The following is a 16,355-nucleotide window of genomic DNA, read 5'->3' as shown; positions in this document are numbered from 1 at the left end:
AGAGCGCAATCGCGCTTTTCAAAGGACCCTCGGATGAAAGTTCCTCCAACCCTCTGGCCTGCACCCGACGCCGACTGGCGTCTGCCGGTCGATCTGATCGAAACGATCCAGAAGACCATCACCCAGCCGATGCCGGCTGACCTGTCCAAGCAGCAACGCCACGACCTGGTGCAGAGGCGGGTGACCCAGCTGGGGCGTGACCTTGGCTACGAGGCCAGGATCGAGGTGTGCACGGGGCACCGCGCCATGATCTACCAGGGTCGGTTCGACGTGGTCTGGTTCGCGCCTGAGGCGCGGAAGACCATCGTCTTCGAGATCGACAGCTGCTGGAGGGAGGAGTCGATCGTGAAGCTGGCGCGGGTGCCCGACGACCGGCTGCGGCTCTGGATCTACTACGGCAACAGGTTCATCCCCGCCGATCCGGTCGATCCGGGCCTGCGCAAGCTGAATATCCTGCGGATCGACCCCGAGCACATCGGCTTGCCAGGGCCGCGGAAGGCCGAGCGCCTTAGCGCTGGCAAGTGGCCGGAGGCGCTCTATCCTGGATATGCCGATCACAGCGCGCGCGGCGGTCGGCCTGGCATGGTGATGTGAGCATGGAGCATGACATGATGGACTCGCGATCCAATCCTAACATGGCCACCCGCTCGGAACTCCCGGGCGACCGGATGATCGCCGCTCTGGAGGCTTCAACGGATCGGATGATTGCGTGGAAGGGCCCCATCTGGCGCCTCTGCTTCGGCGCTGTCGCGATGACGACAATCGCGTTGGCGGTTCTTGTTTTCGTGAGCCGTGCGTAGGCCGGGCAACTGCCGCCTTAGGCTTTTCAACAGGGGTGAGGTTTCGACCCATGGTTACAAAGCATGACGAAGACGAGGCCTGGATGGGGGCGGCCGATGCCTTCCTCGACCAACGGGTGTTTCGACTTGCCTCGGAGCACTTTGACGCTTTCGCGCAAGCGCTAGATAGCCCGCCGGAGCCAGGTCCAAAGCTCAAACGTTTGTTGACCAGGACGCCGCCCTGGAAGCGTTAAGCTTCCATCTTGGTCGCTTCACATCTTGGCTTGGCTGCAGGCCGCCATGAACATGACTCCAATCGGCCATTGAAAATGAGTCGTCTCGGCGCAGGAGATAGCTCTGTTGGGCGTCAAAGTAGCTGCAGAGGCCTCAGGGCTAGATGCTCGGCGGCAACATGAGTGGCTGGGCGGCAGCACCGCCCAGCCGGTTGTTTTAGGTTTGCTGACGGACAGCGGCTTGCCGCAAAGACTCACCGCATCGTAGCGCCAAAATCATCCAAGATGAGCAGCGGCGCCTTGGACAGAGCATTGCGCATCCGGACGATCGAGCCGTCGTCATGGGCAATCTGCAACTCTTCCAGAAGCGGGCCTAGTCGATGGTAATTCACAGAAAAGCCGTTCTGGACGGCCTGCATCCCGAGAGTGCAGCTGAGCCATGTTTTGCCTGTGCCCGTGGAGCCCGAGATCACGACGTTCAGATGGTTCTGGATCCATGCCGGGCTAAGTAGTTCGCCGATGACGGCGCGATCGAGGTTGCGCCCAGACAGATAGCCGAGGACTGCGCTGCTCACGCCAGGGACGACTGGCCCTTGGCCGGCGCAGATGTTCAGGTTTCGCAGCCGGCCAGCTGCGGGGTTCACTGCCTCGGTCGAAAGCGGCCGAAGGCGCCAACGATTCAATGTTCAGGGCCCGCGCCGCCTGATGTCGGCCATGCGCAGCGGAGTCTCGGGCGCTCGAAAGTGGTAGGATGGACTAGCGATTTTCCACCTCTACGCTCTATCGCGCGGCAAGACGTTCAACATCGCCTTGCGCATGTAGGTCTACAACACCAGCGCGCTGGATGTGTACCACCAACGGATTGCCGGATAGATTAACTTCAATATCCCAGCGCTATGGACTTGAGATTCAAGTAAATGCTTCTCAAATTTATGGATCGAATGTCGCATGGCGATATGTCGCAACCGGAATGAATCCGCAATGCGGTAACATCCCCTCCACCATCACGACTGAATTTTTGAAGGTCGCGAGTAATGGGAACGAATGGGGAGGCAACATGAGAAACCTATATTTTACTGCGGCGATCGCGCCGCTTCTGCTTACTATGCCTACAGGAGGGCAGGCGGCCGAGACAGTCGTGGCTGTCGAGATCGGCGCCCAAGGCGCTAGCGCTGAAAGGGATGGCGACGCGGCGAATAAGCCGGCCGCCGCGTTGATGACGACCGGCGTCGCCCGCGCGCGCGGTCGCCTCGATAGCGCCACGTCGACTAGCGTCTTCTCCGAGACAGACATCGAGAAGCTGGGTGCCCGCTCGGTCGCGGAGATTTTCCGCGCCATTCCGGGCATGCGCTCCGAGAGCGCGGGCGGCGACTCCTCGGCCAATATTTCGGTGCGCGGCTTGCCCATCGCGCTCGGTGGTTCCAAGTTCCTGCAAATCCAGGAAAACGGCTTGCCGACGCTAGAATTCGGCGACATCGCCTACGGCACGGCCGAGCAGTTCCTGCGGGCTGACCTCAATCTGCAGGGCCTGCAGGTGATCCGCGGTGGTTCAGCCTCCACTTTCGCCTCGAACTCGCCGGGCGGCATTGTCAACCTGATTGACAAAACCGGCGAGACCGCAGGTGGCGCAATCCAGGCGTCGACAGGTGTCGACTTCAACATGAAGCGGATCGATTTCGACTATGGCTCGCCCATCGGCGAAGGGTTGCGCTTCCACGTCGGCGGCTTCTATCGCCAGGGGGAAGGCCCGCGCCAAACGGGTATCGACGGCTTCAAGGGCGGCCAGATAAAATTCAACGTCACCAAGGATTTCGCCGGCGGCTACATCCGCTTCTACGGCAAGCTGTTGGATGACAAGGGCACGCCCAGCCACTACATGCCGGTCAAGGTTACGGGCTCCAACAGCGATCCGAGCTACGAAAGCCTGCCGGCTTTCGACATCAAGACCGACGCAGTCCAGTCGCGCTATTTCGGCAGCTTCCTGAAGTTGGACGGCAACAACCAGCCGGTTCGCAACTCGTTCAATGACGGCGTGCATGCCAAGGCCAAGTCTTTCGGCGTTTCAGGCAAGTTCGAGGTCGACGGCTGGACGATCAACGAGGCGTTCCGATACGCCGATCAGTCCGGTCACGTGGTGCAGCCTTACTACACGCCAAACACGATCCCGGGCCTGCCAGCCTTGATCAATTCGGCGTCGTCCATCATGGGCATGATGCAGGCCACCAGCATCAGCTACGCCAGCGGTCCCAACGCCGGCCAGACCATCGCCAACCCCGCGTCGTTGAACGGCAATGGGCTCCTGGCGGTGATGACCCTGCAGGACACGGACCTCAACAGTCTCAATAACGTCACGAACGATTTGCGCGCCAGCAAGGAGTGGAAGCTGGGCGCTGGCGACCTGACCTTCACCGCCGGCCTCTACAACTCGTCTCAGGACATCGACACGACGTGGCGCTATCTCACCATGGTCACGGATGTGAAGGGGGGCGGCGAAGCTAGCCTGATCAACATTTCGGCCGGACCGGTCTCGCTCACCGAGAACGGCGTTCTTGGCTATTCAGGCGTCTTCATAGGCGGTACGCGCAACGACCGCTACGACCTGAACTACAGGGTCAACGCGCCGTATGGCTCGCTGAATTACACCGTTGGCAAGGTCTCACTGGGCGCCAGCGTGCGCCGTGACTCCGGCACGGCCAAGGGCTCCCTCGCGGGTACGACCTTGCCAGGCCGCACCAGGTTCAGCAGCTTTGATGTTAATGGCAACGGGACAATTTCGCTTCCCGAAACCAAGGTCAGCATCATCCCCTACAGCCAACCGGCCGTTGTCGACTACAGCTACAACTATCTGTCCTACTCGCTCAGCGCCAACTATCGTATGTCGCAGAACTATTCGATGTTCGCCCGCTATTCAAAAGGGGGGCGTGCGAACGCGGATCGGATCCTGTTCGCGAACTATGTTTCGCCGACCAGCGGCCGCCTGCTTGTCAAGGACGCCGCCTATGATCCTGTCCAGCAAGCCGAAGGCGGCTTTAAGTACCGCAGCGAAAACATCGAGATCTATACGACCGGCTTCTGGGCCAAAACCAGCGAACACAACATCAACCTGGACAGGTCCTACCGGGCCTATGGCCTGGAGTTGGAAGCCGCCTACCGCCGTGGCATCTTCTCAGTGACTGGCGGTGCGACCTACACCAAGGCCGAGATCACTCGGGACGCGTTGAACCCCGCCACCGTCGGCAATTCGCCAAAGCACCAAGCGGACCTGATCTTCCAGGTGACGCCACAGATCCAGACCGAACGCTTCACCGTCGGCGCCAATATCCAGGGCACGACGGACAGCTTCGCGGGCGACAATAGCGGTTTGAAAATGCCAGGCTATACCGTGGTGAATGGCTTCGTGCAGTATCGGCCGAAAGATCGGCTGTTGCTGAGCTTGAACGTCAACAACATGTTCAATACGCTCGGCCTCGTCGAGGTCAATGACACCGTCGTTCCGGCCAACAATATAACGACCGCGCGCGTCATAGATCCGCGAACAGTTGCGGCGTCGGTTCGAGTGGCCTTCTAAGGTGGTGGCGGGGCCGGAGCCGAACAGGCGGCCGGCCCTAGTCATCTTCGTCTCGCGGCAGCTCGTGGGGCACGCAGCCGCCAACGTCGCCCGCTGATCTTAGCCCAAGATTCCGACCGTCCGCTGGCAGCCAGGTTCTTCCACTACCGTATTCGCGGACCGCGTCGCCCCCACCCGTGGCGACTGGCCCTTGAGGTCGGTAGCAGGACGCCGAAGCTTGCGCCCGGACGATCGTCCCGGTTTCTAGCGATGATCGCCCCGTCATGAGCCTCTGCGAGCTTCGCGGCCAGCGCCAAGCCAAGGCCGCTCCCAGGACGTCCGTGTTGCCGATCCGCAGCTCCGCGCCAGAACGGCATGAAGAGCTTATCAACCTCGGCTTGATCGAAACCATCACCCTCGTCGATCACAAGAACCTGGACGAGGTCCTGCTGGAGTGCGGTTGCGACCGTCACTGCGCCTCCGATGGGAGAGTGTTTGATGGCGTTGGTCAGCAGGTTTGTGAACACCTGGGTCATACGGATCGGGTCGCAGACCGCCGTCGAGGATTCATAAAGTTCGATGAAATGGACCTCCCGTCGCTCAGCTTCGCTCCTAAGGTCCGCGACTGCGGCCCGGAGCACCTCATCGACGCGCACAGGACGCAGGTCTAAGTCGAGCTCGCCGGCGTCGGCATGAGCGAGTGTCTTGAGGTCCTCGACCAACCGCGACAGTTGCTCGACTTGCCGCAGCAGCCGATCAGCCTCACCAGTGACGGGGGCGATAACGCCGTCGGCCAGCCCGTGCAGCCGTCCCTTGAGGATCGTCAACGGCGTACGTAGTTCGTGGGCGATGCCAGCGGTCATGATCGTCCGTTCGCGCTCGTAGAATTCGATCTCCGCGGTCATGCGGTTGAAACTGTCGACCAGATCGGCGATCTCGCCCGAGGCTCCGTGGTGACGGACCCGCACCATCCGTTCGCCGGCCGAGACCCGTACGGCCGCTTGGGCGACTTCGGCGATGGGGCGGCTGATCCGGCGGGCCAGCACGACGGCCACACAGCCACCGGTCGCGGTCGAGACCAGAGCGATCATGCTGATAAACCCAAGATTGCTGAGGTCGGGCGCGCCGCCGTAACGATCATAGAGTTCGAAATAACGATCGCTGCCGCGCTGGTTGGCGTCGATCAAGCTTTGCAGCTCGGCGCGTACCTTGGGCGGCATGCGGTGGCTGGCGTCGTAGAGCTGATAGTAGGTGGAAGCATAGTAGGCCGCTAGTCCTACCCCCACCGTGATCAGCGCGGTCAGGCCCGCCAGCAGCAGCAGGCGCGTGACGATGCGGTCTCTTACTGGGGCCATAGTCGATATCCCACGCCACGGACCGGTTCGATCATCGCCCCGCAGCCTGCGCCGGTCAGCTTCTGACGAAGCTTCGACAGATGGCTATCTACGACCCTATCGTATGCTTCGCTATCGGGAGCGGCGGCTTCCAGCAACTCGGCGCGGGAAAAGGCTCGCCGCGGCTGGCGCGCCATGTGGGCCAGGATTTCAAACTCCGTCGGCGTAAGCGGCAGCCGGTCCTTGCGTCCTAGCGCGTCCAGGCAAAAGGCGATCTTCGCGTCCAGTTCGATCACGAGTTTGCCGACGCTCAGGACTCGTCGGTGCGTCGCGCCCTGAGCGCGGCGAAGAACGGCGCGCGCGCGCTCGACGACCTCGGATGGGTTGAAGGGCTTAACGACATAGTCGTCGGCGCCGACCCGAAGCGACGAGAGCTTGGTGACTTCATCATCGTGCGCGGTGACCATGATCACGGGGGTGTCGAAGCGGCGCCGGATCGTGGTGAGCACTTGCACGCCGTCTCCGCCTGGCAATCCGATATCGAGTAGAACCAGGTCGGGACAGGTCTGTGCATGTTGGCGTATTGCGTCCTGCACCGTGGTCGCGCGCGTCACCTCGAACCCGCCGCGTTCCATGTAGGCGGCCAGCAGGTCGGCGATCTCGCGCTCATCCTCGACGATCAGGATACGATTACCCATCGGTGGTCCTCCGACCGTCTGTCTTGGACGCATTTCATGGAGAGATCATGGAGGCGCGTCTCAATCGCTCCTCCATCAAGCCCCCCTCGGGGCTCCATCTTCCTCCCGCACCTTCCGTCTCAACGTCGACCGCTTGGAGGTCGTCGAGCAGCGAAGGTTTTGCAACATGACACGACTGACCCACGGATTCATGCTGGTTTCCCTTACGGTCATCTCATTGTCCGCGGCCCAGAACGCAGCGGCTCAGACCCAGGGGCAAGCGCCGGCCGAAACGGGTCTTTACGCCGTGGGCCGGGTCGGCGGCGTGGTTTCCCCCAAGCAGGATATCGACGTCGACAACCTCTCGGCCGCCTTTCCCAACGACGCCAAGTACAAGACGGGCCTGACCGGTGAGATCGGCGGCGGCTACGACTTTGGTCGCTTCCGCGTGGAGCAAACGATCGGCTACGCCAGCAGCGACGTGAACAGCGGCAAGCTGGCCTCCAGCGGCTTGAACGGTGACGGCCGCACGCGATCCCTGAACATCATCGTCTCCGGCTATCTCGATATCCCGGTCACCGATCGGATCGTGCCCTACGTCGGCGGCGGCGCGGGCGCCGCGCGTGTTGAGACCCGGCTTACGGGCGTCGGCGCCCGAGGTCTGACCACCGGATTCGACGGCAAGGACTGGGGGCTGCTTTGGCACGCCGATGCCGGTGTCGGCTACCGCCTGAACCCAAAAATGACCCTTGAGTTGGGCGCCCGCTACTCGCAGGTCAGCCGGCTGAAGTACGACGGCGTCAACGCCGCGGTTGGGGGGGACTTCCAGCCCAAGCTGAGCAGCGTCTCGGCGACGGGTGGCCTGCGCTACGTATTCTAGCGCAGGCGTTCCTCCCGGCGGCCGCCCCGACGTCCCCACCTCCCCCCGGGGGGGCGGCCGTCCCACGCTCGCGCGCAATGCGCACGAGTCCGGAATGGAAGAGAGTTTCATGTCCAAGATGACGTCCCGGTCTGGTCTGATCATGAGCCTGGCCCTGGCGAGCGCCGTGCTCGGCGGATGCGCCGTTTCCCGTCCCGCGCCCTATAAGGAATTGGCCTCCTCGGGGCGACTGAGCCCGAACTTGAACGACCGGTCGGGAAGGGCGCCCTACAGCTTCTCCAAACCTGTCGACTGGACGAGCCGCTATCACAGCGTTCTGATTGATCCGGTCGTGATCTATCGCGGCGCCGATCAGCAGTTCGAAAAGATTTCCGACGCCGACAAGCGCGAATTGGCGACCTACATGCGCGATCAGTTCTCCGCACGCCTTAGCGAGAACTACAAGCAGGTCGAACAGCCTGGCCCAGGCGTTCTCCGCGTCAGCCTGACGCTCACCGGCGCCAAAACCACCAAGGCCGTAATCGGCGCGCTAGCGCATTTTGACCTGGCCGGCGGCTCCTACAACGCCGTGCAGGCCGCGCGGGGGCGTGAAGCTGCCCTGACCGGCTGGGTCATGTACGCCGTTGAGTTGCATGACGCCGCCAGCGGCGAATTGCTCGGCGCGGAGATTGTCAAACAATATCCCAACGCCATGAATATCAAAGCCAGTGTCGGAGCCCTGAGCGCGGCTAAGGCAGGTGTTCGCAAGGGCGCCGACGATCTCAACCAGCGTCTAAGCGGCCGGCGCTCCTGACAGATGGTCGGGGTCAGATGCGAGCCGAGGTCGAAAGGTGAACCCGCTGGCGGTGGGCGACCTGCTCTTGAACACGCGATGCGCCAGCCTGGGTCTGTTCGGTAAGGGGCAGGGCGTGGTGGCCTGGTCCAGCCAGCCGTCCTGTTGTCCTCGCGCAGGCTACCTGAAAGATGAAGGAGGCCGCGCTCCAGATCCTTCACCGCCGCATCATGGGGCCTGAGGCCGTTGGTCGCCATCCATTGTGGTTCCATGGGCCGCTCGCGCGGCAATCTCGTCAGGAGCTTCTTGGCCGCGTCGACGTCTCAGCGCCGCTGAAAGAGGACGTCGAGCGCCCGACCTTCGTCGTCCAAGGTTTGCCATCGGTAGGCTGCTTGCCACCGGTCTTTCCAGACCATTCATCAATATGCCAGCGCGGCGACGACGAACCCAAGTCGCTTCCCACAAGCATTGTGACTGCGATACGGGATATTGCGTTTCCGCCAACGCGCGACCGCACAGCATTTTCGCTCTCTCGCCAGTTGAGTTGTTGGGGCTGCTCTGACGTGGTTAGCAATTAGTAATGCATAAATATCGCGCATTTTTGGGCCGGTCATAACGCGCCGATTATATCGAGAGGCGTGCGACATTCTGCGACATTTCTCGGATCTATGAGTTGCTTCACTGTCGTCGGCGAGTGCCGATTGAAAGTGAAAAATAAAGCGACGGCTATGTCGAAGACGCGAAACCAGAAAGCTTCCGTAATCGCGTCGCAATCACGGCAAGGGTGAGAATCTCGGGTTACGGGATTTTGGCTCGATTAGAGCGCGCAAAGCAGACAATCAAAATAGGGGAAACGTCTTGAACAAGATGGCATTGCTCATTTCTGTAGCTTCTTTCGCTTTGGCCGGTGTCGCCAGTGCAGAAGAAATCACGCAGGCTTCGCCAAAGGATGGGGCCGCCAGCAACTCGGCGGAACAAGGCGCCGCGCCCAAGCGCGAAGCGTTCACGACTGGCGTCGCCAAAGGGCGTGATCTCCTTGACACGGCTATTTCCGCGAGCACGCTAAGCGAGGCAGAAATTCAGAAGATTGGCACCCGCTCCATTGCGGAGGTTCTGTCCAACATTCCCGGCATTCGATCGGAGACCGGCGGCACGGACGGCATGACCGCGATCACCATTCGCGGCCTTCCCCTTTCGGGCGATGGTTCCAAGTTTCTCCAGATTCAGGAAGACGGACTGCCTGTCGTCGAGTTTGGCGATATCCATTTCGCCCCGACGACGATGTTTCTGCGGACCGACCTGAGCCTGTCGCAGGTCCAGGCTATCCGCGGGGGTTCCGCCTCAACCTTCGCGTCCAATTCTCCTGGCGGCATCGTCAACTTCATTTCCAAAACCGGCGAGGAAACCGGCGGCACGTTTCAACTGTCGTCGGGTATTGATCACGAACTTGGTCGCGCCGATTTCAGCTATGGGGGGCGCCTTAGCAGCAGCTTGCGCTTCAACATCGGGGGCTATTACCGTCAAGGTGAAGGGCCTCGGGCCACCGGCTATGACGCTTTCAAGGGCGGGCAGATCAAGCTCAACGTCACCAAGGAGTTCGATCATGGCTTCGTGCGCATCTACGCCAAGCTCCTGGACGATCGCGAACCCGGCTATGGCCTCGTTCCCATTCGTGTGACCGGCTCCAACGCCAAGCCGAGCTACGCGCCGTTACCCAGCTTCGATCCACGTCGCGACACGATGTCGTCGCGGTACATCAACTCGTTTCTAGCGCTTGACCAGAACAACAATCCTCACACGCTTGACGCCCATGAAGGCAATCGCGCCAAGGTGAGGTCGATCGGGTTTGAAGCTCAATTCGACGTGGCGGACTGGACGCTGTCCAACCGGCTACGCTACGCCGAGGTTTCCGGTAGCTACAACGAGAACCTGCCGGCGATCACCTTGCCCGCCAGCGTGCTTCCCATCGCGTTCGGCGCGGGTCCAGGCACCACCGCCCGGTTCGCTAGCGGACCCAATAGCGGGCAGTCCATCGGTGACCCGGCGACGCTCAACGGCAACGGCCTTCTCGCGCGCGGTCTCTACATCAATTCGAAATTGAACAGTCTGGACAATGTGACCAACGATTTCCGCGCGAGCCGCGTGTGGAATGCTGGCGCGGGGAAGATCACGACGACGGCCGGCCTCTACGCCTCGTCGCAGGATCTCAATATGATGTGGACATTCCTGTCGCCGATCACGGACATCGCTTCAGGCGGGAATAGCCACCTCATCGACTTGTTCGCACCAAACGGCGCGAGCATCACGCAGGACGGCATGCTGTTCTACAGCCTACAACTGGGCCCCTCGAGCTACCACCAGTACTACGATGTAAACTATCGGACGGTCGCGCCTTATGGCTCGGTGAACTATCAGCTGGGGCGCCTCTCGATCGGTGGCAGCCTGCGCTACGATTTCGGCAAGGTCAGCGGCGCGGTGTATGGCGGCGATCTGGGCGGCGGAAGAACGAGCATAACGCCAACGGACCTTAACCGTGATGGTGTGATTTCCGAGCGGTTCACCGCGTCCTTGCCGCTGTCGCGCCCGGGGCCGGTGGCGTATAACTACGGCTATGCGTCGTACTCCGTGGGCGCGAACTATCGTATCAGCGATCCGATATCGGTGTTTGGCCGATACAGCCGTGGTGGCCGCGCCAGCTCTGACCGGGTGCTGTTCCCCCCTCGCTGAACGCGAACACCGGCAAACTCACCGATCCAGCGTTAGAAGAAAGCCCGGTGAAGCAGGCCGAGTTGGGGGCAAAGTTCCGTCGCGACGGAATCTCATTGTTCGCGACCGGGTTCTGGGCGTCGACAACCGACAAAAACTACCAGATCGCGTCCGACGCCACCGGCGCCACCGTCGTGCTCCCCATCGATCGCTCGTACAGCGCGAAAGGTGTCGAACTCGAAGCGCAACTCGAACGCGGGCCCTTCAGCCTGAGCCTCGGCGCAACCTATACCAAAGCCAAGATCGACAGCGACAAGGGCGACGCCACCGCAGCCGGAAATACGCCCCGGCACCAACCGGACCTGATCTTCCGGGTCATGCCGCAGTATCAGTCGCGCAGGGTCTCTATCGGCGCGAACATCCTTGGCACCACCAGCAGCTTTGCGCAGGACAGCAATCTGCTCAAGCAGTCTGGCTATGTGGTGGTCAGCCCGTTCGTCCAGATTCGCCCCGTCGACCGTGTTGAACTCGCGTTGAACGCTTACAATGTGTTCGACAAGCTTGCGCTGGTCCAAGTCGGCTCCGCGGCGATTCCCTCGGGGGGCGTCGCCAACGCCCAGGTGCTGAACGGCAGGACGATCACCGGTTCGGTGCGGTTCACCTTCTAGGGAGCTAGCCGATGAACTCCTCAATGGCTAGGTCCGACTAGCCGACGCGATCAAGGTCCGGGCGGGGTGGAAAGGCGACCATCCCGCCGTGGGCTTGGCGCAGGCCTTGAAACTGACTTTACGATGGCCTCGCCGCGAGGCCTGGAGGATCTCGTGGCCAGCGGCGCGTCATCGGGTCAGGGGCGCGTTCAAATCGGTCATCACCGCATCTGAGCGAACGGGCGCGGCGCAAGGCGAGGATCGTCCAGTTCAGTACAGTGATCATCGGTGACGTGACCGGCAACGGGACCGAGTTGATCCAGTTCGACGCGGAAGGTCTCATCGCGCGGATCACGGTGTTTTGGCGACCGCTGCGCCTCGGGCTGGCCGGTCACGCGCGTTTGGCGTCATCGCTCGGGAGGGACCCGGTTATCTGACGTGTCGCGCGGGTTACAGGCGCGCGGAGCAATATTGACCGACTGGTGCGACGTTGTGTCAGCACGGGCGTCGGAGCGTCAGGAAGCTGAAGCGGCGCTAATGTCAGGAAGTGGCGCTGGCCTTCCGCGGTTCGAGGTCACACGTGGTACAGGGCTTGTCTTTGGCCTGGTTTCCGGACGGCGTGCCAGGCCGAAGCAGATTCTGACCCCAATATAAGGATATTGCTCATACGAATGTCCTTGCGAGGCGACTAATCCAAGCGCTCGCTCGGGCATTGCTTGAGCCGGTCGATCATCCATCGGCCGGCGGGGCCTGGAGGCGCGGCGGTTCGATAGACCGCCGACATCGGCATCAGGAAGCCGTCGGCGGGCATGTTCTCAATAGAGAGTTCGACCAGTCTGCCTTCGGCGATGTCCTGGCGCACCGCATGGAGCGGCATGCTACCCCAGCCAAGCCCGCCGATCAGGAAGGCGTGCTTGGCCGACAGGTCCGCCAGCTTCCAGGTCGATACGGACATCACCCCAAACTCGCGTCCGGCTGACAGATCGGAGCGGTCAGTCAGTACAAGCTGAACGTGGCGTTTCAGTTCGTCGCGTGAGATGGCCCCCTCATGACGTGCTAGCGGATGGCTTTCCGCAGCGACCATGATGCAACGAATGCTGGTGATCCGTTCCGCTGTGAGGCCGTCCGGGAGCGTCGGCAGCGAGCCGACGAAGCCGAAGCTTGCCTTGCCTTCGAGAACGGGCTGCACCGCCGCTCCGAGCGCCTCGACATATAGGCGAAGCGGTGTGACCGGAAATGCCTCGCGAAACTCCTTGGCGACCTCGGCCACGCGCTCCAGGGGAAGGAACACGTCTATCACGGCGGTCAGTTCGGGCTCGAGACCGCCGGCGATGCCCTTGGCGCGCGCTCGAAGGTCATCGACCCCGGCTACGATCGCGCGAACATCGTCCAGAAGGACGCTGCCCTCTGCGGTCAGTCGCGGGTATCGGCCGCTGCGATCAAACAGTTGAACGTCGAGCTGGGCCTCCAGATTGGCGATCGCCTCGCTAATGGCCGACTGTGTTCGGCGCACGCGGCGGGCCGCGGCGGAGAAGCTTCCCGCGTCGGCCACGGCCACGAAGATGCGCATCTGGGCCAAGGAAAGGGCGTCTGCCACTGTCGTTTCTCCTATCGGATCGGGCGATGGCTGGCATCGGATCTTCGTGGCTGCCTTGAGCCGGGCCGGGATGCAATCTCGTGACCTGTGGTTAGGGGCGCCGAGACGGTGCGACCCGACCGGTCGCGGATCAGGGAAGGACCTCGCCATGCTCCACACTCATGAGGGGCGCATCGCAGTTGTGACCGGCGCTGGTCGCGGCATCGGCTCGGCCATCGCGCTGGGTTTGGCGCAGCGGGGCGCCAAGGTCATCGTCGTCGATCTCGCCCAGCCAGACGATACGGTCGCCGAGCACGGACGTTAAATTCATCGAAGAGGAACTGACATGAGCAACCCAACCGCTGTCGACCTGCTGCGCCGCAGCCTCGACACCTTTTTGGCCAAGGACATGAAGGGGTGGAGCGAGCTGTGCGCCGAGGACGTTATCGCCGAATTCCCTTTCGCGCCTGAGGGCTCCCCGGCGCGCATCGAAGGGCGCGCGGCGCTCTATGAGTACCTGCGGGGGTATCCCGACGCGATCGATGTGCGCGCTTTGCCAACCCTGAAGACCTACGCGACCGATGACCCGGCCGTGGCGATCGCCGAATGGAGCGCGTCTGGCCAAGTGCTGGCCAATGGCAATCCCTACGAGATGCGCTACGCCACCTTCGTGACCTTCCGAGACGGCCTGATCGTCAACTATCGCGAATACTGGAATCCGCTCGCGTTCCTCAACGCCATGAGCGGCGCCCGCTTCGACGGCTAACCGAGACGGCGAAGGAGCTGGAGGGCGCGCGCGACGCGAACGCCCTCCAGCCTCGGTGGCGCCTAGAGTTTGATGAAGTTGTGGGTCGACAGCGCGCCGAACGGCAGCGACGCCAGCGGGCCGCCGACATCGAGCGCGCCCAAGTCCACGGCGAAGAACTCCATGGCCTCGATCAGGCCGCGGACCTTCGCCTTCGCGTCGGCGTCGTCGCCGGAGTAGAATAGCACGCGATTGCCGCCGGCGGTCTTGGGCTCGGGCAGGACATTGACGTCTAGGTGGTTGAACGCCTTGACGACCCGCGCGCCCGGTACGAACTGGCTGAAAACCTCGCTCGAGTGCTTGCCGCCCAGGTCCACGGCCTTGATGCCATAGGCCGCGAGCGGATTGGTCGGGTCTTTGGCGTCCGGCGAGTTCGGATCGAGGAACTCGACCGGATTGGTGCCGTCGACGACGATGCGGCCGTTCCAGGCCGGTAGGGCCGTGAACACCTTTTCGGCGTCCGTCCACCGCACTGCGGCGAAGACGATCTCGGCCTGCGCGGCCTCCTCGACCGAGCCGGCCTTGATGGAGGGGCCCAGTTCCTCGACCAGCGAGGCCAGGGACGCGGGGCCGCGGCTATTGGAGATCGTCGCGGCAATGCCTTTCTTGGCCAAGGCGCGCGCGATGTTCGAACCCAGGGCGCCAGCGCCGATGATACCGATGCTCATGTCTATTCCTTCGACTTGGGGGCGTGAAATAAGAGCCGCCAGCGCCCCTCAAGGCTGAACGGTCCGTGGCGTAATTTCAGGCCTGTGGGGCGCTGAAACGATTGTGTGTCAATGTCGTAGTGACATTTAAGGGCAAGCCTTCACCACACCAGGGGGATGGAGAACTTGCCAAGCTTGGCGACATCGGCCGCGATGTCGGCGATCGTCGTCTTGGCCAGTTCGGCCTCCATGGCTTGGCGCGCCCGGTCGAGTGTGGGTTGCAGGGCGTCGAGTATGTTTCCACCCACCGCGCATCCTTTGCAGGGCGGCGTGCGGTGGAGCGAGAACAGCTCCGTATCCTCGACGGCATTGTAGACATCCAGAAGGCGAATCTCCTCGGCAGGCCGCGCCAGCATCGCGCCACCGCCAGCTCCGAGCTGCGAGCGGGTGAGACCCGCTTCGCTGAGGCGTGACAGAAGCCCGCGAATGACGACCGCGCCGGTGTTGGCCGAAAAGGCCAAGTCTTCCGAGCGCAGCGGCTTTCCGCCGCTCACGGCGAGCGCCGTGAGAGCGTGGGCGGCGACTGCGAAGCGGGTGCTGGTTGGCATGTCTAGTTCCGTTTGTGTGTAACCATCACTATGACATACTTGAGGGTCGGGCAAGACCTATTTTCGCCGCGCGACGAGAAAATCGTCTCTGGGCTTAGGCGACGCCGAGTGGTCAGGCGTGAGTTGAGGTCGTGTTTGCGCCGTCGGCCTGAATCCTGCGCCGTTCCCATTCCACCAGGACGTCGAGGAAGGCGCTGACACGAGCGCGTCGAAAGCGCGTTGCCGGGGTAACAGCGTAGATGCCGCCGCTTTCCAGTTTCCAATCCGGCAGCAAGCGCACCAATCGCCCGTTCGCCAGATCCGCCTGCGCCGCATAGTCGGGCAGGACCGACACGCCGACACCCGAGCGCACCGCCTCCAGCGCCCCCAGGGTGGCGTCGATCACCAGGCTCGGGGAAAAGCGCACGGATCGCTGGAGTCCCTCGCCGTCATAGAAGGTCCAGCCCACCGGATCACGCAGAAGGCTGTTTGCCACGAAGGGGAGGGCGGCGATTTCGTCGAGCTTGGCTCCATCCGCGAGGCGCGCGGCGAGGTCTGGCGTGCCGACCAGGATCTGCTGGAATGACCCAATGCGCCGAGCGCGAAGGTTGCTGTCGTTCAGCCAGCCGACCCGGATCGCCAGCTCGATATCCTTCTCGACGGGATCGAGAGTCTGGTCGCTGATCAGGATATCGGCGGCGCAGGCGCTATAACGCCGCTGGAACTCGGCGATCGCCGGGACGACCACAGCGACCCCATAGTCGAAGGGCGCGGTCAGGCGCAGCATGCCGCTGGGCGCGCGATCGTCGGCTTCCAGGCCATCGAAGGCCTCCTGAGCCTCGGACAGCACGCGGGCGCAGCGCTCATAGAAGGCGCGGCCTTCCTCTGTGGGGCGGACGCTGCGCGTGGTGCGCACCAGCAAGGTCGTCTCGAACGCCTGCTCGAGCTTGGCCACCTGCTGGCTGACCACGGCCTTGGTGATGCCTAGCCGCTGCGCGGCGGCGGTGAACGAGCCGGTTTCAACGACTTCGGCGAAGTAGGCCAGCCGCTTGAGATTGTTGATCCCGCGATTGGCGCTATCCGGTTGATTGTATGCTTTGGGCATACAGAATGTCTATTTTCCCGATCTTTGAATCGCAATGGGCGAGGCGCATCTTCATCGCGG

Annotated in this window: 16 protein-coding genes; 9 read left to right on the top strand and 7 right to left on the bottom strand. The window is 62.4% G+C overall.

The annotated features are described in order from the left end of the window. The first annotated feature begins 33 nt into the window (after positions 1–33). Together CSW59_RS00415 and CSW59_RS00405 are read left to right on the top strand one after the other, a co-directional pair. A complete protein-coding gene (locus CSW59_RS00415; RefSeq protein ID WP_099442183.1) occupies positions 34–594 on the top strand; it encodes a hypothetical protein in 561 nt (186 codons plus the stop codon). Positions 595–850: 256 nt separating this feature from the next. After that, complete coding sequence (locus CSW59_RS00405; RefSeq protein ID WP_099442181.1) at positions 851–1,033, top strand: DUF1778 domain-containing protein; 183 nt, start codon at positions 851–853, stop codon at positions 1,031–1,033. A 233-nt stretch (positions 1,034–1,266) separates the two neighbouring features. Here the strand turns inward: CSW59_RS00405 and CSW59_RS00400 are convergent, their stop codons facing one another. Further along, positions 1,267–1,587 (bottom strand): ATP-binding protein, encoded by a 321-nt coding sequence (locus CSW59_RS00400; protein WP_161494999.1) that lies wholly within the window; start codon positions 1,585–1,587, stop codon positions 1,267–1,269. Between the two features lie 269 nt (positions 1,588–1,856). Between CSW59_RS00400 and CSW59_RS00395 the strand changes: the two genes are divergently transcribed. Next, positions 1,857–4,580 carry a TonB-dependent receptor domain-containing protein gene (locus tag CSW59_RS00395; RefSeq protein WP_201722686.1) on the top strand — a complete coding sequence of 908 codons (2,724 nt, stop codon included), beginning with the start codon at positions 1,857–1,859 and terminating at the stop codon, positions 4,578–4,580. A 143-nt stretch (positions 4,581–4,723) separates the two neighbouring features. Here the strand turns inward: CSW59_RS00395 and CSW59_RS00390 are convergent, their stop codons facing one another. Both CSW59_RS00390 and CSW59_RS00385 read right to left on the bottom strand, forming a co-directional pair. After that, positions 4,724–5,914 carry a cell wall metabolism sensor histidine kinase WalK gene (locus CSW59_RS00390; RefSeq protein ID WP_099442178.1) on the bottom strand — a complete coding sequence of 397 codons (1,191 nt, stop codon included), beginning with the start codon at positions 5,912–5,914 and terminating at the stop codon, positions 4,724–4,726. Beyond that, complete coding sequence (locus tag CSW59_RS00385; protein WP_099442177.1) at positions 5,902–6,591, bottom strand: response regulator; 690 nt, start codon at positions 6,589–6,591, stop codon at positions 5,902–5,904. The genes CSW59_RS00390 and CSW59_RS00385 overlap by 13 nt, the downstream gene beginning before the upstream one ends. Before the next feature lie 190 nt (positions 6,592–6,781). Between CSW59_RS00385 and CSW59_RS00380 the strand changes: the two genes are divergently transcribed. The 4 genes from CSW59_RS00380 (at position 6,782) to CSW59_RS21585 (ending at position 11,596) form a co-directional block, all read left to right on the top strand. Further along, the gene (locus CSW59_RS00380; RefSeq protein ID WP_161494998.1) at positions 6,782–7,450 is read left to right on the top strand and encodes an outer membrane protein; all 669 of its coding nucleotides are present in this window, start codon (positions 6,782–6,784) and stop codon (positions 7,448–7,450) included. A gap of 142 nt (positions 7,451–7,592) precedes the next feature. After that, entirely contained in the window at positions 7,593–8,243 is a 651-nt protein-coding gene (locus CSW59_RS00375) for a DUF3313 domain-containing protein (protein WP_201722685.1), read from the top strand. Between the two features lie 846 nt (positions 8,244–9,089). Beyond that, a complete protein-coding gene (locus CSW59_RS00370) occupies positions 9,090–10,949 on the top strand; it encodes a TonB-dependent receptor domain-containing protein (protein ID WP_255408957.1) in 1,860 nt (619 codons plus the stop codon). A gap of 47 nt (positions 10,950–10,996) precedes the next feature. Next, positions 10,997–11,596 carry a TonB-dependent receptor domain-containing protein gene (locus CSW59_RS21585; protein WP_201722683.1) on the top strand — a complete coding sequence of 200 codons (600 nt, stop codon included), beginning with the start codon at positions 10,997–10,999 and terminating at the stop codon, positions 11,594–11,596. A gap of 667 nt (positions 11,597–12,263) precedes the next feature. Here CSW59_RS21585 and CSW59_RS00365 read toward each other — a convergent pair. Then, complete coding sequence (locus tag CSW59_RS00365; RefSeq protein WP_099442174.1) at positions 12,264–13,172, bottom strand: LysR family transcriptional regulator; 909 nt, start codon at positions 13,170–13,172, stop codon at positions 12,264–12,266. A 148-nt stretch (positions 13,173–13,320) separates the two neighbouring features. Between CSW59_RS00365 and CSW59_RS00360 the strand changes: the two genes are divergently transcribed. Both CSW59_RS00360 and CSW59_RS00355 read left to right on the top strand, forming a co-directional pair. Beyond that, positions 13,321–13,476, top strand: coding sequence for an SDR family NAD(P)-dependent oxidoreductase (locus CSW59_RS00360; protein ID WP_099442173.1), 156 nt, complete (start codon positions 13,321–13,323; stop codon positions 13,474–13,476). A gap of 21 nt (positions 13,477–13,497) precedes the next feature. Then, positions 13,498–13,917, top strand: coding sequence for a nuclear transport factor 2 family protein (locus tag CSW59_RS00355; RefSeq protein ID WP_099442172.1), 420 nt, complete (start codon positions 13,498–13,500; stop codon positions 13,915–13,917). A 62-nt stretch (positions 13,918–13,979) separates the two neighbouring features. Here the strand turns inward: CSW59_RS00355 and CSW59_RS00350 are convergent, their stop codons facing one another. The 3 genes from CSW59_RS00350 to CSW59_RS00340 form a co-directional block, all read right to left on the bottom strand. Then, complete coding sequence (locus CSW59_RS00350; RefSeq protein WP_099442171.1) at positions 13,980–14,624, bottom strand: NADPH-dependent F420 reductase; 645 nt, start codon at positions 14,622–14,624, stop codon at positions 13,980–13,982. A gap of 140 nt (positions 14,625–14,764) precedes the next feature. Further along, a complete protein-coding gene (locus CSW59_RS00345; protein WP_099442170.1) occupies positions 14,765–15,211 on the bottom strand; it encodes an Rrf2 family transcriptional regulator in 447 nt (148 codons plus the stop codon). Between the two features lie 112 nt (positions 15,212–15,323). Further along, positions 15,324–16,295, bottom strand: a complete 972-nt coding sequence (locus CSW59_RS00340) for a LysR family transcriptional regulator (RefSeq protein ID WP_099442169.1) — start codon at positions 16,293–16,295, stop codon at positions 15,324–15,326. Between the last annotated feature and the right edge of the window lie 60 nt (positions 16,296–16,355).

It is taken from the genome of Caulobacter sp. BP25 (genome assembly GCF_002737755.1).
GTDB lineage: Bacteria > Pseudomonadota > Alphaproteobacteria > Caulobacterales > Caulobacteraceae > Caulobacter.
Note: the sequence above shows the minus strand (reverse complement) of the source record. Positions and strands in the feature narration are given on the sequence as shown.